The 22,015-nt window shown below is 65.0% G+C and carries 23 protein-coding genes; 14 read left to right on the top strand and 9 right to left on the bottom strand.

From position 1 onward, the window contains the following. Positions 1–173: 173 nt before the first annotated feature. Together typA and ACR65J_RS03375 are read left to right on the top strand one after the other, a co-directional pair. Entirely contained in the window at positions 174–2,102 is a 1,929-nt protein-coding gene (gene typA, locus ACR65J_RS03380; RefSeq protein ID WP_440166082.1) for a translational GTPase TypA, read from the top strand. A 201-nt stretch (positions 2,103–2,303) separates the two neighbouring features. Beyond that, complete coding sequence (locus ACR65J_RS03375) at positions 2,304–3,113, top strand: endonuclease domain-containing protein (RefSeq protein WP_440166079.1); 810 nt, start codon at positions 2,304–2,306, stop codon at positions 3,111–3,113. 49 nt (positions 3,114–3,162) lie between these two features. On the opposite strand, the gene ACR65J_RS03370 is transcribed toward ACR65J_RS03375, so the two are convergent. Continuing rightward, positions 3,163–3,402, bottom strand: a complete 240-nt coding sequence (locus ACR65J_RS03370) for a putative acetyltransferase (protein ID WP_440166077.1) — start codon at positions 3,400–3,402, stop codon at positions 3,163–3,165. A gap of 138 nt (positions 3,403–3,540) precedes the next feature. Between ACR65J_RS03370 and fdxA the strand changes: the two genes are divergently transcribed. From fdxA to ACR65J_RS03355, 3 genes are all read left to right on the top strand, one after another. Then, on the top strand, positions 3,541–3,867 hold the full coding sequence (gene fdxA / locus ACR65J_RS03365) for a ferredoxin (RefSeq protein WP_013601705.1): 327 nt from the start codon (positions 3,541–3,543) through the stop codon (positions 3,865–3,867). A gap of 13 nt (positions 3,868–3,880) precedes the next feature. Continuing rightward, positions 3,881–5,032 carry a succinyldiaminopimelate transaminase gene (gene dapC, locus ACR65J_RS03360; protein WP_440166075.1) on the top strand — a complete coding sequence of 384 codons (1,152 nt, stop codon included), beginning with the start codon at positions 3,881–3,883 and terminating at the stop codon, positions 5,030–5,032. A gap of 239 nt (positions 5,033–5,271) precedes the next feature. Further along, positions 5,272–6,558 (top strand): citrate synthase, encoded by a 1,287-nt coding sequence (locus ACR65J_RS03355; protein WP_056334606.1) that lies wholly within the window; start codon positions 5,272–5,274, stop codon positions 6,556–6,558. Positions 6,559–6,698: 140 nt separating this feature from the next. Here the strand turns inward: ACR65J_RS03355 and galE are convergent, their stop codons facing one another. Continuing rightward, a complete protein-coding gene (gene galE, locus ACR65J_RS03350) occupies positions 6,699–7,712 on the bottom strand; it encodes a UDP-glucose 4-epimerase GalE (protein ID WP_440166073.1) in 1,014 nt (337 codons plus the stop codon). Positions 7,713–7,909: 197 nt separating this feature from the next. Between galE and ACR65J_RS03345 the strand changes: the two genes are divergently transcribed. From ACR65J_RS03345 to ACR65J_RS03335, 3 genes are all read left to right on the top strand, one after another. After that, a complete protein-coding gene (locus ACR65J_RS03345) occupies positions 7,910–9,520 on the top strand; it encodes a hypothetical protein (RefSeq protein ID WP_440166071.1) in 1,611 nt (536 codons plus the stop codon). A gap of 81 nt (positions 9,521–9,601) precedes the next feature. Next, positions 9,602–10,210 carry a TetR/AcrR family transcriptional regulator gene (locus ACR65J_RS03340; RefSeq protein ID WP_440166069.1) on the top strand — a complete coding sequence of 203 codons (609 nt, stop codon included), beginning with the start codon at positions 9,602–9,604 and terminating at the stop codon, positions 10,208–10,210. 115 nt (positions 10,211–10,325) lie between these two features. Beyond that, entirely contained in the window at positions 10,326–10,937 is a 612-nt protein-coding gene (locus ACR65J_RS03335) for a hypothetical protein (RefSeq protein WP_440166067.1), read from the top strand. A 27-nt stretch (positions 10,938–10,964) separates the two neighbouring features. Here the strand turns inward: ACR65J_RS03335 and ACR65J_RS03330 are convergent, their stop codons facing one another. Both ACR65J_RS03330 and dapD read right to left on the bottom strand, forming a co-directional pair. Beyond that, positions 10,965–11,822 (bottom strand): transglycosylase SLT domain-containing protein, encoded by an 858-nt coding sequence (locus ACR65J_RS03330; protein ID WP_440166649.1) that lies wholly within the window; start codon positions 11,820–11,822, stop codon positions 10,965–10,967. A gap of 22 nt (positions 11,823–11,844) precedes the next feature. Continuing rightward, the gene (dapD, locus tag ACR65J_RS03325) at positions 11,845–12,867 is read right to left on the bottom strand and encodes a 2,3,4,5-tetrahydropyridine-2,6-dicarboxylate N-succinyltransferase (RefSeq protein ID WP_440166065.1); all 1,023 of its coding nucleotides are present in this window, start codon (positions 12,865–12,867) and stop codon (positions 11,845–11,847) included. 51 nt (positions 12,868–12,918) lie between these two features. On the opposite strand from dapD, the gene dapE reads away from it, so the two are divergent. Continuing rightward, positions 12,919–14,055: a succinyl-diaminopimelate desuccinylase gene (gene dapE, locus ACR65J_RS03320; protein ID WP_440166063.1), complete on the top strand. Its 1,137-nt coding sequence runs from the start codon at positions 12,919–12,921 to the stop codon at positions 14,053–14,055. An 83-nt stretch (positions 14,056–14,138) separates the two neighbouring features. On the opposite strand, the gene ACR65J_RS03315 is transcribed toward dapE, so the two are convergent. The 4 genes from ACR65J_RS03315 to ACR65J_RS03300 all read right to left on the bottom strand — a co-directional run bounded on the left by ACR65J_RS03315 (position 14,139) and on the right by ACR65J_RS03300 (position 17,423). Further along, positions 14,139–14,978 carry an amino acid ABC transporter permease gene (locus tag ACR65J_RS03315; protein WP_440166061.1) on the bottom strand — a complete coding sequence of 280 codons (840 nt, stop codon included), beginning with the start codon at positions 14,976–14,978 and terminating at the stop codon, positions 14,139–14,141. Then, on the bottom strand, positions 14,975–15,625 hold the full coding sequence (locus ACR65J_RS03310) for an amino acid ABC transporter permease (RefSeq protein ID WP_440166059.1): 651 nt from the start codon (positions 15,623–15,625) through the stop codon (positions 14,975–14,977). The genes ACR65J_RS03315 and ACR65J_RS03310 overlap by 4 nt, the downstream gene beginning before the upstream one ends. 85 nt (positions 15,626–15,710) lie before the next feature. After that, positions 15,711–16,598, bottom strand: a complete 888-nt coding sequence (locus tag ACR65J_RS03305) for a glutamate ABC transporter substrate-binding protein (protein WP_440166057.1) — start codon at positions 16,596–16,598, stop codon at positions 15,711–15,713. A gap of 69 nt (positions 16,599–16,667) precedes the next feature. Further along, positions 16,668–17,423, bottom strand: a complete 756-nt coding sequence (locus tag ACR65J_RS03300) for an amino acid ABC transporter ATP-binding protein (protein WP_026265670.1) — start codon at positions 17,421–17,423, stop codon at positions 16,668–16,670. Between the two features lie 104 nt (positions 17,424–17,527). Between ACR65J_RS03300 and ACR65J_RS03295 the strand changes: the two genes are divergently transcribed. The 4 genes from ACR65J_RS03295 to ACR65J_RS03280 all read left to right on the top strand — a co-directional run bounded on the left by ACR65J_RS03295 (position 17,528) and on the right by ACR65J_RS03280 (position 20,468). Continuing rightward, entirely contained in the window at positions 17,528–18,310 is a 783-nt protein-coding gene (locus ACR65J_RS03295) for an LOG family protein (protein WP_440166054.1), read from the top strand. 43 nt (positions 18,311–18,353) lie between these two features. After that, entirely contained in the window at positions 18,354–18,815 is a 462-nt protein-coding gene (locus ACR65J_RS03290) for a DivIVA domain-containing protein (protein WP_440166053.1), read from the top strand. Beyond that, complete coding sequence (locus ACR65J_RS03285; RefSeq protein WP_440166051.1) at positions 18,812–20,068, top strand: putative hexosyltransferase; 1,257 nt, start codon at positions 18,812–18,814, stop codon at positions 20,066–20,068. The genes ACR65J_RS03290 and ACR65J_RS03285 overlap by 4 nt, the downstream gene beginning before the upstream one ends. A gap of 232 nt (positions 20,069–20,300) precedes the next feature. Beyond that, the gene (locus tag ACR65J_RS03280) at positions 20,301–20,468 is read left to right on the top strand and encodes a DUF3117 domain-containing protein (protein ID WP_009357720.1); all 168 of its coding nucleotides are present in this window, start codon (positions 20,301–20,303) and stop codon (positions 20,466–20,468) included. 70 nt (positions 20,469–20,538) lie between these two features. Here the strand turns inward: ACR65J_RS03280 and ACR65J_RS03275 are convergent, their stop codons facing one another. After that, positions 20,539–21,171, bottom strand: coding sequence for an O-methyltransferase (locus tag ACR65J_RS03275; RefSeq protein ID WP_440166049.1), 633 nt, complete (start codon positions 21,169–21,171; stop codon positions 20,539–20,541). A 227-nt stretch (positions 21,172–21,398) separates the two neighbouring features. On the opposite strand from ACR65J_RS03275, the gene sigE reads away from it, so the two are divergent. After that, positions 21,399–22,013, top strand: coding sequence for an RNA polymerase sigma factor SigE (gene sigE / locus ACR65J_RS03270; RefSeq protein ID WP_159631489.1), 615 nt, complete (start codon positions 21,399–21,401; stop codon positions 22,011–22,013). The last annotated feature ends 2 nt before the right edge of the window (positions 22,014–22,015 follow it).

Below are 22,015 nucleotides of genomic sequence, written 5' to 3'. Positions count from 1 at the left end.
CGGCCTGAACAGGCAACTCCCGCAGCCGCAAAGCCTGCCGGAATTTAGGCCAACAAATGGCTCAGCGGCTAGAATAGAGGAAGGCGCCCTGTGCCAAGGGCCTTGTCCGTCGTGCGTTCCAGTTGGAAATGTCGCGATACAACAGCTGACTCCACTGAATCGAGCCTTTACGCATGTCTGAAACCACCACCAACACCGCGGTAGCCACTGCATCGCGCAGTGACCTGCGCAACGTCGCGATCGTGGCCCACGTTGACCACGGCAAGACCACCTTGGTCGACGCCATGCTCAAGCAGACCAACTCTTTTGCCGAGCACAACCACCTCGAAGACCGCGTGATGGACTCCGGTGACCTGGAGCGCGAAAAGGGCATCACCATCCTGGCCAAGAACACCACGGTTGCCTATAACGGTCCGTCCTCCAACGGTGAGACCATCACTATCAACGTGATCGACACCCCCGGCCACGCCGACTTCGGTGGCGAGGTGGAGCGCGGCCTGTCCATGGTGGACGGCGTCGTTCTCCTGGTGGACGCTTCTGAAGGTCCGCTTCCGCAGACCCGCTTCGTGCTGCGCAAGGCCCTCGCCGCGCACCTGCCCGTCATCCTGCTGGTCAACAAGACCGACCGCCCCGACGCCCGCATCGAGGAAGTTGTCCACGAGTCCATGGACCTGCTCCTGGGCCTGGCCTCCGACCTCGCCGATGAAGTTCCGGACCTGGACCTGGACAAGATCCTCGAAGTCCCCGTTGTCTACGCCGCCGCCAAGGTTGGCCGTGCGTCCCTGGAGCAGCCGGCCGACGGCACCGCGCCGGAAAACGAGGACCTGGAGCCGCTGTTCAAGACCATCATCGAGCACATCCCCGCTCCCACCTACAACCCGGAAGGTGTCCTGCAGGCGCACGTCACCAACCTGGATGCCTCCCCGTTCCTGGGCCGCCTGGCACTGCTGCGCATCTACAACGGCACCCTGCGCAAGGGTCAGACCGTTGCCTGGGCACGCGCCAACGGTGAGCTGAAGAACGTCAAGATCACCGAACTGCTGGCCACCAAGGCCCTGGACCGCGTGCCGGCCGAGTCCGCAGGCCCCGGCGAGATCGTCGCCGTCGCCGGTATCGAGGACATCACCATCGGCGAGACCCTGACCGACGCTGAAAACCCGCAGCCCCTACCGCTGATCACCGTGGACGATCCTGCGATCTCCATGACCATCGGTATCAACACCTCGCCGCTGGCCGGCAAGGTCAAGGGCGCGAAGGTCACCGCGCGCCAGGTCAAGGACCGCCTGGACAAGGAACTGATCGGTAACGTCTCCATCAAGGTTCTGCCCACCGAGCGTCCCGACGCCTGGGAGGTCCAGGGCCGTGGCGAGCTGGCGCTGGCCATCCTGGTGGAGCAGATGCGCCGTGAAGGCTTCGAACTGACCGTGGGCAAGCCGCAGGTTGTCACCAGGATCGTCGACGGCAAGGTACACGAGCCGATGGAGCACATGACCATCGACGTGCCGGAGGAATACCTTGGCGCGGTGACTCAGCTGATGGCCGCGCGCAAGGGCCGGATGACCAACATGGCCAACCACGGCACTGGCTGGTGCCGCATGGAGTTCATCGTTCCGGCCCGTGGCCTGATCGGTTTCCGCACGCGGTTCCTCACGGATACCCGCGGTGCCGGCATTGCTGCTTCCATCTCCGAGGGCTACGAGCCGTGGGCCGGCCCCATCGAGTACCGCACCAACGGTTCGATGATTGCTGACCGCGCCGGTGTTGTTACCCCGTTCGCCATGATCAACCTGCAGGAACGCGGCTCCTTCTTCGTCAAGCCCACCTCTGAGGTCTACGAGGGCATGATCGTAGGCGAGAACTCCCGCGCTGACGACATGGACGTCAACATCACCAAGGAAAAGAAGCTCACCAACATGCGTGCGGCTTCCTCGGACACCTTCGAGAACCTGACCCCGCCGCGCGAGCTGACCCTCGAGGAATCGCTGGAATTCGCCCGCGAGGACGAGTGCGTCGAGGTAACCCCGGAATCCATCCGCATCCGGAAGGTCATCCTGGACACCAACGAGCGTGCCAAGGCCAACCGCGCCCGCGCGAAGGTCTAACTACATCGCAGTAAAACGAATGCCACCGGCACATGCCGGTGGCATTCTGCGTTTAGGCTCCTGGCAGCGCAACGAATCGGAGGCTCATTGTGCAGGGACAGCCCCTGCGCAACGAGCCGCGCTGTCACAGCGCACGGAAGCTTTTCCACATAGCGGTTCCCAGGCCCTGCGTCCCGCTCCGCAAAGGGCGAGCATGCAGTTATGCCAACTGTTTCGGAAGCCCTGGCTGCCCTGGGTGGCGTTGCCAGCATCCACTCACTGTCAACGGCCGGAGTTTCGCGCCGAAGCCTGGAGTCGGGAGTGGCCGGGGGCTCGGTCCAGAGGATTGCCCGCGGCGTCTATGCCCACGCGCAGGCGGATCCTGTACTCATTCACGCGGGGCGCCACCACGCGGTCCTGGGGTGCGTGTCGGCTGCCAGTGCCGCTGGCCTGTGGGTAGTGAGGCACCCGGACAGGCCGCATCTGGCCGCGCCGCACGGGCGGCCGGTCCCTGGTTGTATCGTCCACCGCAGCAAGATTCCGCTGACATCTTTGGACGTCGTGTGCCAGTCGCTGCGCTGCCTGGCGCCCCTGGAGGGACTGACGATTGCTGAATCCGCGGTCAAGAACGGGCTCATCCAACTTCCGGCACTGCGGGACCGGTTTCCGGCCGTCCGCGAAAAGGGCCTAAGGGAGCTGGTGGGACGGATCCGCCCCCAATCCGGGTCCATCATCGAAACGATGGCGCGGTACCTGTTGGAGGAAGCCGGGCACACGGTTGAGCTGCAGGTCAGGATCCCCGGGATGGGACACCTGGACCTATTCGTTGACGGCCTGCTCGGTATTGAAACCGACGGCCATGCCCACCACAGCAGCCGGGAGGCCTACCGCGAGGACCGGCGCCGGTGGAACGTCACCGTTGTCCAGGGTGTTCCAACCCTGCGGGTGACGTTTGAGATGCTGCTTAACGAGCCGGACGGGTTCGTGCAGATGGTGCAGCAGGCTCTGGCAATGTACCGCACCGCGCAATGACGGCGGGAGTGGGTGTGCATGGACAGCCCCTGCGCAGTGAGAGCTGCGCTCAGCGTGCGTTCGAGCGCCGCGGGGGAGCGGGCGGAACTTGCTTCGCTGCCACCACCAGCTCAAGGGGGACGACGACGTCGGCCTGCCGGGTGCGGATGGTGCAGGAACCAGCGTCGCACGCCAGCAGGTGGCCCAGGGCGTCTGTGAGGCCACCTTCGATCCGGTAGCGCACCACCACCCGGGTGCCGGGCTCGGCCGCGGCAAGGAAGCGGGCGGGTGCAGGTACTGGCTGACTCACCAGTTCATACTAGGGCGCCCGGCTAGGTTCGCGGGAACGGGCTGGGGGATAATAGGCTCAGATGTCAATGGTCCGGCCCTGCTGCCGGACGCAAGAGCCGGCGGGGAAGCCGGAACCCAACGTGGAGAGGCCAGGGACGTGACGTACGTAATCGCGCAGCCGTGTGTGGACGTTAAGGACAAGGCATGCATTGAGGAATGCCCGGTCGACTGCATCTATGAGGGCGAGCGTTCGCTGTACATCCATCCGGACGAGTGCGTCGACTGTGGCGCCTGCGAGCCGGTGTGCCCGGTGGAGGCCATCTACTACGAAGATGACACCCCGGAAGAATGGGCTGACTACTACAAGGCCAACGTTGAATTCTTCGACGACCTCGGCTCCCCGGGCGGAGCGGCCAAGATCGGCAACACGGGCAAGGACCACCCGATGATCGCCGCCCTGCCGCCGCAGAACCAAGACCACTGACTCGGACGGAAACGTGACCGCAGCAGTGAATTCCTTTGGCCTGGACCTGCCCGACTATCCCTGGGAGGCCATGGCCCCCTACGTGGCCAAGGCCGCGGAGCACCCGGGCGGCGCAGTCAACCTGTCCATCGGCACCCCTGTGGATCCCACCCCGCAGCTGGTGCAGGACGCCCTGAAGGCGGCCGCCAATGCTCCCGGCTATCCCACAGTCCACGGCACGCCGGCACTTCGGGAGGCCATTGCCGGCTGGTTCGAACGCCGCCGGGGCGTATCGGGCATCGACCCCCGGAACATCATGCCCACAGTGGGCTCCAAGGAACTCGTTGCGTGGCTGCCGCTGCTGCTGGGCCTCAAGCCCGGAGACGTCGTCGTACGGCCCAAGGTGGCCTACCCCACGTACGATATCGGCGCGACCCTTGCCGGGGTCACGTCCGTTGCAACGGACAACCTGGACGAGCTCGATGACGCCACCCGTGCACGCGTGCGCCTCATTTGGGTCAATTCGCCGGGCAACCCCACGGGTAGCGTCCGCGACGCGGAGTCACTGAAGGCGCTGGTGGACCAGGCCCGTGAACTGGGCGCTGTGGTGGCCTCTGACGAATGCTACGCAGAGCTCGGCTGGGGCGACTGGGACGTCCAGCGCGGTGGCCGGCGCGTCCCCAGCATCCTTGATCCCCGCGTGGCCGGCGGCTCGCACCAGGGCCTGCTCGCTGTGTACTCGCTCAGCAAGCAGTCCAACCTGGCGGGCTACCGGGCGGCCTTCGTTGCCGGTGATCCTGACCTGATGCCCAACCTCGTCAACAGCCGCAAGCATGCGGGCATGATCGTGCCGTACCCGGTCCAGGAGGCCATGCGGGTGGCGCTGGGCGACGACGCGCACGTCGAGGCCCAGAAAGACCTGTACCGCGGCCGGCGTGAACGGCTGGTGCCCGCGCTGCTGGACTTCGGCCTGGAGATCAAGGAGTCCGACGCCGGGCTGTACCTGTGGTCGACGGCAGGGGAGGGCACATGGGACACCGTGGCCCGCCTCGCCGACCGCGGCATCGTGGTAGGGCCGGGCGTCTTCTACGGAGAGGCAGGCAACGGCTATGTCCGCGTGGCCTTGACCGGATCCGACGAGCGGATCGACGCCGCCGTGGAACGGCTGGCCGGATCCGGCTCCTAAGGCTGCGTAATATTCGTGTGACTCGCCCCACATCCCGGGCATTTCAGGCCGTCGGGGAAGCCTGCGGATTAGTGACACCCGCCAAGGAGCGGTACTTTTTAAGTTGACGATCAATGGTGGCTTTCTACAAGAAGGCAGCCCGGGTGTTGGAACCTGTCTTCTCAGGCTCAGTGCACGGCTCACCTGATATTGGATCAAGCTTTCGACAGAGGCCAAAGACGCCTCATGAAGGGGACTCCATGACTGAGACCAACAATGCTGCGACCCTGCTCCACGCAGGTGGCGAGCTGAAGCTCCCGCGCATCCAGGTTGTTGAAGGGAACGAAGGTTACGACGTCTCCAAACTGCTGAAGCAGACCGGCGCCGTGACGTTCGACCCCGGCTTCATGAACACCGCAGCAACCACTTCCGCCATCACCTACATCGACGGCGATGCGGGCATCCTGCGCTACCGCGGATACCCCATCGAGCAGCTGGCGCAGCATTCCAGCTTCCTCGAGGTGTCCTACCTGCTGATCTACGGCAACCTGCCCACTCCCACTGAGCTGGACGAGTTCGACCAGAAGATCCGGCGCCACACCCTGCTGCACGAGGAGCTCAAGGGCTTCTTCGGCGGCTTCCCCCGCGACGCGCACCCCATGCCGGTGCTGTCCTCGGCCGTGTCCGCGCTGTCCACCTTCTACCAGGACTCGCTGGACCCGTTCAATGCCGAGCAGGTGGAGGTTTCCACCATCCGCCTGATGGCCAAGCTGCCGGTCATCGCCGCCTACGCGCACAAGAAGTCCATTGGCCAGCCCATGCTGTACCCGGACAACTCCATGAACCTGGTGGAGAACTTCCTGCGCCTCAGCTTCGGCCTCCCCGCCGAGCAGTACGAGCTGGACCCGGTTATCGTCAAGGCCCTGGACCTGCTCCTCATCCTGCACGCGGACCACGAGCAGAACTGCTCCACCTCCACGGTGCGCTTGGTGGGCTCCTCCAACGCCAACCTCTTCGCCTCCGTTTCGGCCGGCATAAACGCCCTCTTCGGCCCTGCCCACGGCGGAGCCAACGAGGCCGTGCTGAAGATGCTCCGCCAGATCCAGGCCGAGGGCCTCAAGCCCGAGGACTACATGGAGAAGGTCAAGAACAAGGAAGACGGCGTCCGCCTGATGGGCTTCGGACACCGCGTCTACAAGAACTACGATCCGCGCGCCAAGATCGTCAAGGCCACGGCCCACGAGATCCTGAGCAAGCTCGGCGGCAACGACGAACTGCTGGACATCGCCATGCGCCTGGAAGAGAAGGCGCTCAGCGATGACTACTTCATCCAGCGGAAGCTCTACCCGAACGTGGACTTCTACACCGGCCTGATCTACAAGGCCATGGGCTTCCCCGAGAAGATGTTCACCGTCCTGTTCGCCATCGGCCGCCTGCCGGGCTGGATTGCCCAGTGGCGCGAAATGATCAGCGACCCGAACACCAAGATCGGCCGCCCGCGCCAGCTGTACATCGGCGAGCCGGAGCGGGACTACCCCGCCCGGTAATCCCAACAGGCAGTACGACGACGGCCGCCCACCTTCCAAGGTGGGCGGCCGTTTCGCTTTCATCACCATCCATTGCTGCGTACTTGTCGTTCTGGGGCTCCATAACGACAAGTACGGAGCAATCGATGGGGAGGGCGGGGTCAGGAAGCGTAGCCCTGGGGATTGTTCTTCTGCCAGCGCCAGTGGTCCTCGCACATCTGGTCCACGGTTTTGGTGGTGGACCAGCTCAGGTCTGCCAGGGCCGAGGTGGCGTCGGCCCAGAAGGCTGGAAGGTCTCCCGCCCGGCGGCCAGTGATCTCGTAGGGGATGGGCTGGCCCACTGCCTTCTCGAAGGAGCGCAGGACCTCCAGGACAGAGGAGCCCTTGCCGGAGCCGAGGTTCCAGCGGAACACGCCGGTGCGGTCCGCGATGTGGTTCAGCGCTGCGACGTGTCCTTCGGCCAGGTCCACCACGTGGATGTAGTCGCGCAGGCAGGTGCCGTCCGGAGTGTCGTAGTCGCCGCCGAAGACCATGAGCTTCTCGCGGCGGCCCACTGCCACCTGGGCGATGAACGGGACAAGGTTGTTGGGGATGCCCTGCGGGTCTTCGCCGATGCGTCCCGACGGGTGGGCGCCTACCGGGTTGAAGTAGCGCAGCAGTGCTATGTGCCAGCGGGAGTCGGCGGCGCCGACGTCGGAGAGGATGTCCTCGATCTGTTCCTTCGTGCGCCCGTAAGGGTTATTCGCGCCGATTTCCATCTTTTCCACGTACGGGATGGGGTTGTGTTCGCCGTAGACGGTGGCCGAGGAGCTGAAGACAATGGACCGGACGTCATGCCTGTCCATGACGCGGACCAGGTTCAGCGTGCCCACGAGGTTGTTGTAGTAGTACTTCAGTGGCTCCTGCACCGATTCACCCACGGCTTTGAGCCCTGCGAAGTGGATGACCGCCTCAATGCCACTTCCGGCGAAAACCGACTCGACGGCGGCCTCGTCCACCAGATCAACGTTGTGGAACTCCGCGGTCTTGCCGCTGAGTTCGGCCACGCGGCGCAGCGACTCCTCGCTGGAGTTGACCAGGTTGTCGATGACGACCACATCGTGACCGGCTTCCTGCAGGGAAAGAACAGTGTGGGAACCGATGTAGCCGGTGCCCCCTGTGACCAAGATTTTCATGCCTCAACGCTATCCCACGAAAACTGCCTGCCGCCGCTGTTGTCATGTAAGGCGTCATCTTCCAGGAATGTCAGAAGCCGTCTGCACGCCTTGAACCAGGGCGGTGAATTGAGGGTAGAGCCTGCCATCCCCGTAGCTGGCGATGAAGGTGGGCGGGTGGGATAATTTTGGTCATCCTTCGACAAGGAGGGGCCACCATGGCCGGTCTTCGTGCTCTTCGACCTGGCCGCTGCTGCGGGGCATCCGCGCCCCGCATCCTGGCGGTTTTGCTGGTGCTCGCACTCGGTGTGCTGTTCGCTCCACCCGCCGGAGCTGTCGACTACGGACATGACGTTTCGTGGCCCCAGTGTCCGGGCGGTCTTCCGATGCCGCCGGAAGACACGGAGTTCGTGGTCGTTGGGCTGACACACGGACTTGCCTTCACCGAGAACCCCTGCCTGGAGCAGCAGTTCCAGTGGGTGGTCGACCGGGGTGTCCGGGCCCAGGCCTACACCATGAGTACCTTCCCTACCGCCGCGCAATACGACACGTATGGCGACGACGGCCCGTGGCCCGCAAGCACCGGACCGGACCGGCTGCGCAACGTCGGGTACGCCGAGGGCCGCGCGGCTCTCGCGTCTCTCGCTGAGGTTGGATGGCGGCCGGAGAGAATCTGGGTCGACGTGGAACCCCGCCCGCAACAGCCCTGGCCCAGTTCGACGGCAACCCAGCGGCAGGAGAACCGGTTCGTTATCTACGGCCTCTTGGCCGCCCTGGCGGACGCCGGCTACCCGTCCGGGATCTATTCCTATTCGAGCGCTTGGGAGGCTATCACCGGATCATGGCAGCTTCCCGACGTGCCCGTCTGGTCACCGGCAGGGCGCCTCGACTTCGCCAGTGAAGCGTCCGACCTCTGTGTGAATCCCAGCTTCTCCGGTGGCACCGTCCACCTCGCGCAATGGACTGACGGCACTTACGACTACGACATGACGTGCATCGGGGTCTACCAGGCCCACGTGGCGACGATCGGCTGGCAGCCGAGCGTCTCGGACGGCGCCACCGCAGGAACGACCGGCCGGTCGCTGCCGGTGGAGGCGTTGCGCCTGTCGATGGCTGGAGACCGGCTGTCGGGGGACATTCTGTGGAGAGGGCATGTGCAGAACATTGGCTGGCAGCCATGGACGACGGCGGCGTCCCCGATTGGAACGACAGGGCTTGGCCTGCGACTGGAAGCGTTCGAGCTGCGGCTGACGGGGGATCTGGCCTCGCAGTACAGCATCAGGTATCGAGCGCATGTGCAGAACGTTGGCTGGCAGCCTTACCGGATCGACGGAGCCACGGCCGGCACCGTCGGGCAGGGTCTTCGGATGGAGGCTGTGACGATCGAGTTGGTTCCGAAGGTTGCGCCGGCTTTCACTGCCGTGTATGCCGCCCACGTTCAGGACCGTGGCTGGATGGCGAACGTTTCGGATGGGACCGTCGCCGGGACAACCGGACTGGCACTCCGGCTCGAGGCGTTGCGCCTCAATGTGTCAAGCACGGCATATACCGGGGACATCGAGTGGCGGGGGCATGTGCAAAACATCGGCTGGCAGCCGTGGACATCTTCGGCCAATCCCATCGGCACGGTCGGGCAAGGGCTACGTTTGGAAGCGTTCGAAATCAGGCTGACCGGCGAGATGGCCAGCCATTACAGGATCTACTACCGCGCGCATGTACAGGATATCGGCTGGCAATCATGGGTTGCCGATGGCGCGACGGCAGGCACGTCCGGGGTGGGCAAACGGATTGAGGCCGTGCAAATCCTCCTCGCACCCAAGACCGTCTAGGCCGGCACCGGCGCGAGCAGATTACTTGCGAGCCGTAACCCCGGATCCGCCAGTTAAAGCACAAGTGTGCTAGTAAGAATGGTGCCCAAAATAGTAGATGCCGGCGTCCGGCGGCAGGACGTGGTCCAGGCGGTTCTCCGCATCATTGCCGTGGACGGGCTTGAGCGTGCCTCGCTTCGGGAAGTGGCGGACGAAGCCGGACTGGCAGTCGGTTCTGTCCGGCACTACTTTCAGGGCAGCGAGGAGCTCCTGGTGTTTAGCTTCGGCACAGTGGTGGACGGGGTGGTCAGCCGGCTGCAGTCCCTGCTGCCCGCCGTGCTTGATGCTGGTGCAGCAAGCCCGGAACAGCGGGAGGCTGTTTTAACCCTTCTGGGCGGCATGCTTCCGCTGGATGAGGAAACAGCTGTGGAGGCTTGCGCATGGCTGGCTTTCAAGAACGCTGCACGCATCAGGCCGTTCCTTGCGGCGGAAGCGGACCGCAGCCACCGTGAAGTCGCGGCCATTGTGGGCACACTTGTCTCAACCCTGCTCCCGGACGATGAACCCCAGGAGAACCTGGTGGTGGAAGCGGAACGGCTCTTGGCAATGCTGGACGGGCTGTGCATGCACGCCTTGCTCCAGCCGGGATGGATGACGGCGCAGATGTGCCGCGACGTGCTCGAACGGCACCTGGACGGGATCGCCCGGTGAGCCATCAAAAGCCTGTCCTGCACTTCCGCGGAGTGGCTGCGGGAATAGACTGATAGCCGGGTAGGCCGGGCCGGATCATGACGCTCGGCACCGGGAGGCCAGGAAAGGACTTTGGATGCAGCACGCAAACGGTTCAGGGTGGCAGATCACCACCGACACATCCGGGCCGATGATGATTGCTCTTTACGTCCGGGACTCGGCCGGCCTGAACGGAGTGGGGCGTCCCATGCTGTCCCACGCATCACCCAAAGTCCGCTCAGCGGACCACACCCACCTGACCTCGGACGTGGGGGGCTTCAGCGCGCTGAAAACTGAGTGGGAGGCCTGGTGGGAGCAGCTGCTCAAGGCGCACCCGCACACGTCGCCGGAACTCTCCCCGCCGGATTTTGAAGCATTTGGTAACTCCCCGGCCCTCCAACGGGTCCTGCAGGCCCACTTCGGCGCCGCACTCACCTGGGCCAGGGAGCGCAGAAGCGAATATGCGGAGCTTGAAGCCCAACGCGTGGCCAGCGGAACGGACCAGCTGCTGGGGGAAATGGTGGATGACAGGCTGATGGAGGTGGGACGGGACTCCCGGGATTTCAAGCTGACCATTATTGAGTTGCCGCTGGACGAGCAGCGGGCGTGGTACCTGGAACCAGACAAGATCATCATGAGCCAGGAGCTGATGGGCCAGGCTGAGCTGTTCCGCAGCTACGTCCAGCCGGTGCTGGAAATCCTGGTCTAGTCCTCGCCGGCTGGACGACGGCGGACGTCAGGCGCCGCCGTCGTCCTGCCGTACGGTGATGCGCACCTGCCCGTCGGCGGCCCCGGACGCCTGCCAGCCGTCCCCGTCGGGCCGGTCCCAGCTGCGGCCGGCCACTTCCACCTTTGTTACGGCCAGGTCCTTGGCGTTGGCCACCGCCCACTGGGCAACCGACCACGCAAGCGCTCCGTCCGCGTCCACCACCAGCGTGGAGCCGTCCACCTGCGCATCCACGCCCCCGTACGCCTGCTCCAGTTCCGTAACCACCGCAGCCGACTTTCCACCGGCGGTGGGGGAGCGCAGGGTGCATTGGACTGCCGCAGGTGCCTGTCCGGTAAGCCCGGAAGCGAAAGCGCGTCCCATCTCCTCGTGCTGGGCGTATGCCTTGGGGTAGGCGGACCGCTGGACCTGCTGGGCCGCGTCCGTAATGTCCAGCGTCTCGTATCCGGGGATCTTCACCAGGGCGTCGTAGAAGGCGTTGACGGCATAGTAGGGATCCATGATCTGGGCCTCGGTGCCCCAGCCCTGGGACGGCCGCTGCTGGAAAAGACCCCGCGAGTCCGGTCCTGCCTGGTCACCGTGTCCGATGTTGCGCAGCTTGGACTCCTGCATGGCGGTGGCCAGCGCAATGGTGGCGGCCCGGGGCGGGAGGCCGCGCCGGACAGCTGCCGCGGTGATCAGCGCTGCGTTTGCCGCCTGGTCCGGCGCCAGTTCCCCGGTCCGGTTGCCGGCCGTGGCCGTGCAGCGTTCCGAAACGAGGGTCTCGGAACGCTGCACAAAGTACAATGCCGTGTAAATGCCTCCCACTGCCAGTGCCAGGGTGAGGAGCAGCACCGCCAGGCGGCGCAGGCCGCGTCGACGCGCCACAGACAGAGGTGCCACGAAGGGATTAGTTGGCGTGCAGGGCGTCGTTCAGTTCCACCGTCTGGCCCTTGCGGGGGAGGGCCTCCACCGCGCCCGTGGTGGAGTTGCGGCGGAACAGCAGGTTGGGCACGCCGGAGAGCTCGGCCGCCTTGACGATCCTGGTGGTGTCCTCGCCCACCTCGTCCTTGGGGCCCGGCACGCGGACGCGGGTTCCCGCCGTCACGTAAAGGCCTGCCTCGACTACCGAGTCGTCACCGATGCTGATGCCCACGCCGGAGTTCGCCCCGAGCAGGACCCGCTCGCCGATGGTGATCTTTTCCTTGCCGCCGCCGGACAGGGTGCCCATGATGGAGGCGCCGCCGCCAACGTCGCTGCCGTCACCGGTCACGACGCCCGCGGAGATGCGGCCCTCCACCATCGACGTGCCCAGGGTCCCGGCGTTGAAGTTCACGAAGCCCTCGTGCATGACGGTGGTCCCGGCGGCGAGGTGCGCGCCCAGGCGGACTCGGTCGGCGTCGGCGATCCTGACACCGCTGGGAACCACGTAGTCCACCATGCGCGGGAACTTGTCGATGCCGTAGACGGTGACGGCGCCCCGGCGGCGCAGCTTGGCGCGCGTCAGCTCGAAACCCTCGACGGCGGCGGGGCCGAAGTTGGTCCACACGACGTTGGGGAGCTTGCCGAAGATGCCGTCCAAATTGATGGTGTTGGGCTGGACCAGGCGGTGCGACAGCAGGTGCAGCCGGAGGTAGGCGTCCGCGGTGTCGGCGGGGGCCTCGTCAAGGTTGATCTGGACAAAGACCACCTTCTGCTCCGTGCCGCGGTCCTGGTCTGCGCCGTTCTCAGCGATGGCGGTCAGGGCTTCGTCGGCGTTTTCCACGGAGCGGAGGTCCTCGGCTGCAACACCGAGTGCCGGTGCGGGGAACCAGACGTCCAGGACCGTGGCATCGCCGGCGGCGATGGTTGCTACACCAAAGCCATAGGCGGAACGGTCATCAGTGGTGGAGGTCAGGGTTTCGGGCACGGCGGAAGAAGCGGTCTCAGTCATGTGCTCCAGTCTATCGAGGGCCGGGCGGGCGGTTCGAACTAGACTGGCTTCGTGACTGCTGAAACCGCCCCCGAATCTTCCGTGTCCACCCTTGACGTGCACCAGGACGTCGCGCTGTTGACGGCGGCACTCATGGACATCAACAGCGTGTCGGGCAATGAGAAGCAGCTCGCGGACGCCGTCGAAGCCGCCCTGCGGGAGATTCCCCAACTCACCGTGGTGCGCGACGGTGACGCCATCATCGCCCGCACCGAACTTGGCCGCAGCGAACGCGTCATCCTCGCCGGCCATCTGGACACGGTCCCGCTTCCGCTGACTGAAGGTTCCAGGGGCACCGTCCCCTCCAGTTGGGACTCCGGAGTTCCGGGCGAGGGTATCCTCTACGGCCGGGGCGCCACAGACATGAAGGGCGGGGTGGCCGTCCAGCTCGCGCTGGCTGCAGGAATGTCCGACGGCGGCGCGCAGCCCAAGCGGGACGTCACCTTTGTGTTTTACGACCACGAGGAAGTGGAAGCGGTCAAGAGCGGCCTGGGACGCCTGGTCCGCAACCATGGAAACCTGCTGCAGGGAGACTTCGCCATCCTGCTGGAGCCAACGGACGGCACAGTGGAGGGCGGCTGCAACGGAACCAGCCGGTTCGAGGCCAGCACGTCAGGGGAGGCCGCACACTCGGCCCGCGCGTGGATGGGCAGCAACGCCATCCACGCCGCAGCCCCCATCCTGGCCCGCCTGGCAGCCTATGAACCACGCACCATCAACGTTGACGGGCTTGACTACCGGGAAAGCCTCAACGCTGTGAAAATCAACGGCGGCACCGCCGGCAATGTCATCCCGGACCGCTGCGTGGTGGAAATCAACTACCGTTTCGCCCCGGACAAGACACCGGACCAGGCCGAAGCCCACGTCCGGGAACTGCTGGAGGGCTTTGACGTGGTCCGCACCGATGCCGCCGCCGGTGCGCGGCCCGGTCTGCAGCACCCGGCAGCCGCTTCCTTCGTGGCCGCCGTGGGAGCCGAACCCAAGCCCAAATACGGCTGGACCGACGTCGCGCGTTTCAGCGAGCTGGGCATCCCGGCGGTGAACTTCGGTCCGGGCGACGCGCTGCTGGCGCACAAGGACAACGAGCACGTCCACGCCGATGCCATCCGCAAATGCCTCGCCGCGCTGCAAAGCTGGCTCGCTGCCTGACCGTTCTCAACCGAAAAGGTCCGGAACTCCCAAAGGGAATTCCGGACCTTTTTTCTTGGAGCGTCGGGTTGCAGCTTCGAAGCCTAGGGGGCCGCGGCTTCCAGGACATCGGGTTCCGCCTTCGCCGTACCGCCCGCAGCCTTCTTGGAGCCGCGGCGCTCGATCCATACGGCAAGCCGTGACACCGAGATGTTGATGGCGATGTAGATGGCCGCTGCCACGAAGAAGATGGGGAACAGGTACTGCGTGCCCAGGAAGTCCGCCATGACCTGGACGGCCCGCAGCAGTTCGCCGTAGGCCACGATGTAGCCCAGCGAGGTGTCCTTGAGCAGCACCACCATCTGTGCGACGAGCGAGGGCATCATGCGCCGGATTGCCTGCGGCAATTCGATGAGCATGCGCGATTTGTAGCTGGTCAGGCCGATGGCCAGGCCTGCTTCGCGTTGCCCCTTGGGCAGTGACTGGATGCCTGCACGGATGATTTCGGCGAAGACGGCCGCGTTGTACAGCACCAGGCCGGCCACGACGGCTACGAACGCGGAGGTGCCGAAGCCCAGGAGGATGAAGAGCATCATCAGGACCACCGGCATGCCGCGCAGGAATTCCAGGATGACCCGCATGGGTACCCGGATCGCTGCGGCGTCCGAAATGCGCAGGAGGCACAGCAGCAGGCCAAGGGGGAAGGCGATGACTGCCGCGAGTGCCGCAGCGGACAGGGTGGATCCGAGTCCGTTGCCGAGGAGGCGCCACACGTCGGCTCGGGTGAAGATCTGCCAGCGGCGGGCCTCGAAGATGCCCTGCTGGGCGAGGATCATGACAACCCAGGCCAGCAGGCCAAGAATCAGCAGGCCGCCGATGATGGAGGCAATGAGGGAAACCCGGCGCGCTTTGGGGCCGGGGACGTCGTAGAGAACGGAGCTCATCGGGCAATCGCCACCTTTCGTTCCACCGTGTTGGCGAGGATTCCCAGCGGAACGGTGAGGAGCAGATAGAAGAACGCCGTGCCCAGCAGGACAGTGATCACGGCGTCACCGTTGGCGTTGGCCAGCTGTCGGCCGTAGCCGAACAGCTCCAGGACGAAGAAGGCGCCGGCCACCGAGGAGTTCTTGACCAGGGCGATCAGGATGTTGATCAGTGGCGGGATCACCGTCCGAAGTGCCTGGGGGAGGATGATGAGCGAAAGAACCTGGCCGAACTTCATGCCGATGCTGCGTGCTGCCTCGGCCTGGCCCACAGGCACGCTGTTGACACCTGAGCGGACAGCTTCGGCGATGAACGCGGCGGTGTAGGTGCTGAGGGCGATGATGGCGGCGATCTCGAACTGCTCAAATTTGACCCCGATCCGGGGGAGCACTACCGCTGCGAAGAAGAAAGCGATGGTCAGCGGGGTATTGCGGAGGACTTCCACGTACACGGTGCTGAAACCGCGCAGCGCCGCTACCGGGGAGACGCGTGCCGCGGCCAGCAAGGTGCCAAGGATCAACGCGAAGATGCCGGAGACGGCGGAGAGAAAGAGAGTGCGGAGAAAACCTTCCCAGTACAGGGGCAGGTTTTCAAAGATGACGTCCATAAGATCCTTCGGCTGTAAGCGTGGACGGATTAAAGGCTGTGCCGCCGGGGCTGCTGAGCAGCCCCGGCGGCGCGGCGGACGCTACTTAGTAACGGTTGATGGCCGGGAGGCTGGGAGCGGTCTTGATGACCGAACCTGCAGTGGCTTCCCAGGCCTTCTTGTAGGAGCCGTCCTTTTCGAAGGATTCGAGCTGGTCATTGATCCAGTTGCGGAACTCGGTGTCGCCCTTCTTCAGGCCGATGCCGTAAGGCTCCTTGGTGAAGGTTTCTTCGGAGGCGAGCTTGAAGGCGTCCGGTTCCTTGTCAACGAAGCCGGCGAGGATCACGTTGTCGGTGGTCACGGCTTCAACCTGCTTGTTGCGCAGCGGCTCCAGGCATGCGGAGTAGGTGGCGGCCGGGACGAGCTCGGCGCCGTACTTGTCCACGATCGTGGCGGCCGGGGTGGAGCCCGTGACGGAGCAGACCTTCTTGCCCTTGACGTCCTCAGGCTTCTTGATGGTGTCGTTGTCCTTGTTCACCATGAGGGCCTGGCCGGCTTCGTAGTACGGGCCGGCAAAGTCGACAACCTGCTTGCGCTTGTCGCTGATGGTGTAGGTGGCGATGACCAGGTCAACCTTGCCCTGCTCGATGAAGGGCTCGCGGTTGGCGGACACGGTTTCGGACCATTCGATCTTGTCCGCAGGGATGCCCAGCTTGGCGGCGATCAGCTTGCCGATTTCGACGTCGAAACCTACGGGCTTGCCGTCCAGGCCCACCTGGCCGAACAGCGGCTGGTCGAACTTGGTGCCGATCTTGATGGTGCCGGCGGAGGACAGCTTCGCCATGGTGGTTCCGGCAGCGAAAGACGGCTTTTCAACCGGGCTCGGGTTGCTGGAGCCGCCGGAGTCTCCACCGCCGCAGGCGCTGAGCGAGAGTGCGAGGGCAGCGGTAGCCGCCACGACGAAGGACTTCCGCCGGGACATAAATGCCTTCATGACATTCCTTTCATTGATGGCCGCGGGTTTCCGGCCTGGATGCGAACTGACGTGTGGTTGTTCGGTAGCTCAGTGGGTGAGGAGCTTGGACAGGAAGTCCTTGGCCCGGTCACTCTTCGGGTTGGTGAAGAACTCCTCCGGGGTGGCGTCCTCCACGATCTGGCCGTCCGCCATGAAGACCACCCGGTCGGCGGCCTTGCGGGCGAAGCCCATCTCGTGCGTGACCACGATCATGGTCATGCCTTCCTTGGCGAGCTGGACCATGACGTCCAGGACCTCGTTGATCATTTCGGGGTCCAGCGCAGACGTGGGCTCGTCGAACAGCATGACCTTCGGCTTCATCGCCAAGGCCCGGGCAATCGCAACGCGCTGCTGCTGGCCGCCCGAGAGCTGGGCCGGGAGCTTGGGAGCCTGATGGCCCACGCCCACCCGTTCCAGGAGTGCCATGGCATCCTTTTCGGCTGCCGCCTTGGAAACGCCCTTGACCTTAATCGGCCCCAGGGTCACGTTTTCAAGGATGGTTTTGTGGGCGAACAGATTGAACGATTGGAAAACCATTCCGACGTCGGCGCGGAGCTGGGCGAGTTCCTTGCCTTCCTCGGGGAGGACCTTCCCGTCGATGCTGATAGTTCCGCCCTCGATGGTCTCCAGGCGGTTGATGGCCCGGCAGAGGGTGGACTTACCGGAGCCCGAGGGCCCGATGACCACAACAACCTCGCCCTTGCGGACCTGCAGGTTGATGTCCTTCAAAACGTGCAGCTGGCCGTAATGCTTGTTAACGGCGTTCAGGGAGACGAGAGCATCGCCGGGCACATGAGTAGTCATAGGAAAGAATCTAGCGAACAACGGTGCGTTATGACGCCAATCACCCCAAGTTCATGCCGATCGTGATTCAAGAGATACCTGGAGTTGGAGGTTAGCCTAGGGGAATGAGCATCAATGCAGATCCGGCCAAGAATTCCCAGCCGCGCCGTAAAGGCCCCCTCGAGCTGCGCCGCAAGCAGGCGGCCGTGGAAATGTCGGACCAGCACCTGCTTGATACCAAGGGCCCCGGCCAGTTTGTCCACACCGACCCGTGGCGGGTCCTGCGGATCCAGAGCGAATTCGTCGAGGGTTTCGGTGCGCTGGCGGACATCGGAAAAGCGGTAAGCGTCTTTGGTTCGGCCCGCACGAAGCCGGGAAGCCTGTACTACGAGATGGGCGTGGAGGTGGGGCGCAAGCTCGCCGAAGCCGGAGTCGCCGTGATCACCGGCGGAGGCCCGGGCTCCATGGAGGCGGCCAACCGGGGAACGGTGGAGGGCAACGGCGTGTCGGTGGGCCTTGGCATCGAACTGCCGTTCGAGCAGGGGCTCAACCAATGGGTGGACCTGGGGATCAACTTCCGCTATTTTTTCGCCCGCAAGACCATGTTCGTCAAATACGCGCAGGGCTTCATTGTGCTGCCCGGCGGACTGGGCACGCTGGATGAGCTCTTCGAAGCCATGGTGCTGGTGCAGACGCGCAAGGTGACGTCTTTTCCCATCGTGCTTCTCGGCGTCGAATTCTGGGGGCCGATGATCGACTGGATCAGGGGCACCCTGGTGGCTGAAGGCATGGTCTCAGAAAAGGATCTGGACCTCATCCAGCTCGTGGACGATCCCGCCGAAGCCGTTGACCGGGTCCTGCAGGCAGGAGTGACACCATCCCTTAACGGGGAGCAGCGGCCGGAGTAGCTGCGCGCCGCTGTTCGGGCTGCCGGTCTGGCACGATGGGACCGTGAGCTTCTTTCTGGTTTTCCTCGCCGTCGTTCTCGTGGCGGCGGTCCTTTGGGCCGGCCTGGGCCGGCGCTCCCGCAACCAGGGCGGGCCCGCCCTGCCCGCCCTGCTGGACGGATTCGAAGAGCCGCCGGCCAACCTTCCGCCGGTGCTGCTGCCGGAGCGGGCTGTCCCGGAGGATGTGACCCGCCTGCGCTTCTCGCTGGGCCTGCGCGGCTACCGGATGGACCAGGTGGACCAGGTCCTGGATGAACTGCGGGACCAGTTGGCGGCCCGGGATGCGGAACTGGCGGAGCTGCGGGGCCGGCTGGCGGCCACTGAAGGGCACGCCAGCGCCGGCACGGAGCAGCCTTCCGACGGCGGCGCGCCGGTCCGCGGCATGGTTCCGGAAGATACGGGCGCGGGCAAGGGCGGGAACCGGGCGGTCCATGAGGACGCTGCCCCGGGGAAGGGCGGGTTGTGAGCACGGTGGCCCGCCGCAGCCCGCTGGCCTCAGCCGGCACCCTGGCCCACCGGGCTGCTTCGGCTGTCCGGGGCTGGCCGTGGTGGCTCCAGGTCAGCGCACTGTACGGGGGTTCACGGCTGGTCTCAGCCTGCATCTTCATGGCCGCGGCGCTCCACCAGGACGCCAACCCCTGGTTCCCGCCGAAGCCGGATTACTGGAACTTTATCAATATCTGGGATGCCCGCTGGTATGGCCAGGTCATCGCGAATGGCTACCCGTCCGTCCTTCCCACGGACGCGGCCGGCAACGTGCAGGAGAACACCTGGGCCTTCTACCCGCTCTTCCCCGCACTGGCAGGCGGGCTCAGCCGCCTCACCGGCCTGAGCCCCGCCGCCTCGCTCACCCTTGTGGCAATGCTGGCCGGCTGGGGCGCTGCCCTGGCGGTCTACGCACTCTTCCGGCATAAGGCCCCACATTCCCCTGCCATGTGGGGTGTTGCATTCTTCTCGGCCTTTCCCGTCTCGGCTGTGCTGCAGGTGCCCTACGCCGAACCGCTGTCCCTCCTGCTGCTGGCAGGGGCCCTGCTGCTGGTGGTGCGCCGGCGGTACCTGTGGGCCGCCCCCGTGGTGGTCCTCCTGTGCCTGTCCCGGCCCGTCGGCGTTCCCTTCGCCGCCATGCTCGGGCTGCTGCTGGTCTTCCGCGCCACCGCACACGTGCGCCGTGCACGGCAACGCGGTCCGGAGGAAGACGCCCCTTCGGTCAAGGACCTGGCGGCCCTCACCGGGCTTACCGCCGTGGCCGGCCTGTCTGCCCTCGCGTGGCCGGCTGCCGCGTGGGTGGCCACCGGGGACCCGCAGGCGTACACCAAAACCGAAACCGTCTGGCGGGGCCAGGATCTGGTGCCTTTCAAGCCGTGGTTCGACACCGGCGTCGACCTCTTTGGTCCTGTGCTGGGCATCCTTGCACCCCTGGTGTTCGTGGCGCTGTTCGCCGTGATGCTGTTCCTGCCGCCGGTGGTGCGGCTCGGCGTGGAACTGCGGCTCTGGTGCGCGTGCTACATGGGTTACCTGCTGGCATTCCTCCACCCCCAGACCAGCACGTTCAGGATGCTGCTGCCGCTGTTTCCGCTGGCGCTGGGCGCGGTGTTCGTGTCCCGGTCTAGGGCGTACCGGGGGACAGTGGTGGCCATGTTCCTGCTGCTGCAGGTCGTCTGGATCGTGTGGCTGTGGGCGTGGGCGCAGCTGCCCGGCGGTGGCGATTATCCGCCGTAGCAAAACCGGCTTTCGCGCAGGTCAGGGCGGGAATGACACGTGCAGGGAAATGTCCATCGATTAGCTACGTGCGGGTAATTCCGCGATAATGATAGGTAAGCAAGGACAAAAGCATTCAGAAAACGCGCAGCCTTGGCGGTGGGGGAACCACCCCGCCATAGCGGCCTGATCGACATGCGGACACAGCCCGCCGGGCTGATTAGTCCTGGGACAAAATGGAGGGGAATTCCTCATGGCGGCTATGAAACCACGCACCGGCGACGGCCCAATGGAAGTCACCAAGGAGGGCCGCAGCCTGATCATGCGTGTCCCGCTCGAAGGCGGCGGGCGCCTGGTGGTCGAACTGAACGCTGCCGAAGCAGCCAACCTCAAGGAATGCCTGGTGGGCGTTACCGAATAGTCGTAAAGGTCAGGGTGCGCAGCCCGCGGGCTGCGCACCCTGACCTTTTGTGCTGCACTGTGTGCCGTGCCTATTTCTTGACGGCCACCAGCAGGCCGTCCCCGCTGGGAAGCATCGCCGAAGCCAGCCTGTCGTCGTCGCGAATGGCCTTGCCCACCTGCCGCAGGGTCACCGTGTTGGGCTCCCGGCCGGCAGGGTTGGCCACCTTGTCCTTGTCCAGCGCGTCGTTGATGACCAGCAGTCCCGAACGCTTAAGCAGCCGGATGGCCTGTTCCACGTAGCCAGGGAGTCCGGGTTTGTCCGCATCGATGAACACAAGGTCGTACGCGCCGTCGGTGAGCCGCGGCAGGACGTCGCCCGCACGGCCGGAAATGGTGCGTGTCCGGTTGGCGGGACTGCCGGCCTCGGCGAACGCTTCGCGGGCAGCCCGCAAGTGCTCCACGTCCACGTCGATGGTGGTCAGGACAGCGTGCGCCGCGAGGCCACGCAGGAGGCAGACGCCGGAGACGCCGGCGCCGGTGCCGATCTCCACCGCGGTCTGCGCCTTGGAGGCTGCAGCCAGTACGGTCAGGGCTGCGCCCACACCGGGACTGATGGCGCTTACCCCTAATTCAAAGGAACGCTCCCGGGCCCGAAGCATGACCTCATCCTCAGCGGGCAGATCTTCTGCATAGGACCAGCTGCTGGACTTGTCGGCGCTCATGAATAATCGCTTTCTGGGCGTAAAGGGGGAATGTCTCCTCAAGCCTACTGCGTCCCGCCGGGCCGGAAGGGAAAGCAGGCGTTGCGCCGAGGGCGGAAGTTTTCGGCTAATCAGGAAATTCCCAGCCAAATTTGAAATGATTGGTATCCGCTCATCCAAAAGGTGACCGGCGCCGAATCAGAGATGTCAACAGTATCCGGGCGTTAGCATTCCGAGGGGAGTGGACGATGTCATCTTCAGTTGTGGCACCTGTCCCTGCAGTAAACAATCCCGATGATGAGTGGGTCCGTCCCACCTGGGAAGAAGTGGTCACCAACCACTCCGCGAAGGTTTACCGGCTGGCCTACCGCCTGACCGGTAACAAGTTCGACGCCGAGGACCTCACCCAGGAGGTCTTTGTCCGCGTGTTCCGGTCGCTGGAAAACTTTAAGCCCGGAACCCTCGATGGCTGGCTGCACCGCATCACCACCAACCTGTTCCTTGACCAGGCCCGGCGCAAGACCCGCATCCGTTTCGACGCACTGGCAGAAGATGCCGAGTCCCGGCTGCCGGGCCGGGAGCCGGGACCGGAGCAAAGCTTCGAGCTGAACAACCTTGACCTGGACGTGCAGGCCGCGCTGGAGGAACTGCCGCCGGACTTCCGTGCCGCCGTGGTCCTGTGCGATCTTGAGGGGCTCTCCTACGACGAAGTCGCCGAGGCGTTGGGCGTCAAACTGGGTACCGTCCGTTCGCGCATCCACCGCGGCCGGACCATGCTCCGCGAAAAGCTGGCCCACCGCGACCCGCGCCCGCAGCAGTCCCGCCGCAAGCTTTCGATGCCGCGCATCGCCGGCATCCTCTGAAC

The sequence above is a fragment of the Arthrobacter sp. SAFR-044 genome (genome assembly GCF_059414985.1).
This window is presented reverse-complemented; position numbering and strand designations above follow the sequence as displayed.

Bases quoted from the DNA above. Each gene is read 5' to 3' on its own strand.
- typA (WP_440166082.1), top strand. From the start codon at position 174: ATGTCTGAAACCACCACCAACACCGCGGTAGCCACTGCATCGCGCAGT.
- ACR65J_RS03375 (WP_440166079.1), top strand. From the start codon at position 2,304: ATGCCAACTGTTTCGGAAGCCCTGGCTGCCCTGGGTGGCGTTGCCAGC.
- ACR65J_RS03355 (WP_056334606.1), top strand. From the start codon at position 5,272: ATGACTGAGACCAACAATGCTGCGACCCTGCTCCACGCAGGTGGCGAG.
- galE (WP_440166073.1), bottom strand. From the start codon at position 7,712: ATGAAAATCTTGGTCACAGGGGGCACCGGCTACATCGGTTCCCACACT.
- ACR65J_RS03345 (WP_440166071.1), top strand. From the start codon at position 7,910: ATGGCCGGTCTTCGTGCTCTTCGACCTGGCCGCTGCTGCGGGGCATCC.
- ACR65J_RS03335 (WP_440166067.1), top strand. From the start codon at position 10,326: ATGCAGCACGCAAACGGTTCAGGGTGGCAGATCACCACCGACACATCC.
- dapD (WP_440166065.1), bottom strand. From the start codon at position 12,867: ATGACTGAGACCGCTTCTTCCGCCGTGCCCGAAACCCTGACCTCCACC.
- ACR65J_RS03315 (WP_440166061.1), bottom strand. From the start codon at position 14,978: ATGAGCTCCGTTCTCTACGACGTCCCCGGCCCCAAAGCGCGCCGGGTT.
- ACR65J_RS03310 (WP_440166059.1), bottom strand. From the start codon at position 15,625: ATGGACGTCATCTTTGAAAACCTGCCCCTGTACTGGGAAGGTTTTCTC.
- ACR65J_RS03305 (WP_440166057.1), bottom strand. From the start codon at position 16,598: ATGAAGGCATTTATGTCCCGGCGGAAGTCCTTCGTCGTGGCGGCTACC.
- ACR65J_RS03300 (WP_026265670.1), bottom strand. From the start codon at position 17,423: ATGACTACTCATGTGCCCGGCGATGCTCTCGTCTCCCTGAACGCCGTT.
- ACR65J_RS03295 (WP_440166054.1), top strand. From the start codon at position 17,528: ATGAGCATCAATGCAGATCCGGCCAAGAATTCCCAGCCGCGCCGTAAA.
- ACR65J_RS03280 (WP_009357720.1), top strand. From the start codon at position 20,301: ATGGCGGCTATGAAACCACGCACCGGCGACGGCCCAATGGAAGTCACC.
- ACR65J_RS03275 (WP_440166049.1), bottom strand. From the start codon at position 21,171: ATGAGCGCCGACAAGTCCAGCAGCTGGTCCTATGCAGAAGATCTGCCC.
- sigE (WP_159631489.1), top strand. From the start codon at position 21,399: ATGTCATCTTCAGTTGTGGCACCTGTCCCTGCAGTAAACAATCCCGAT.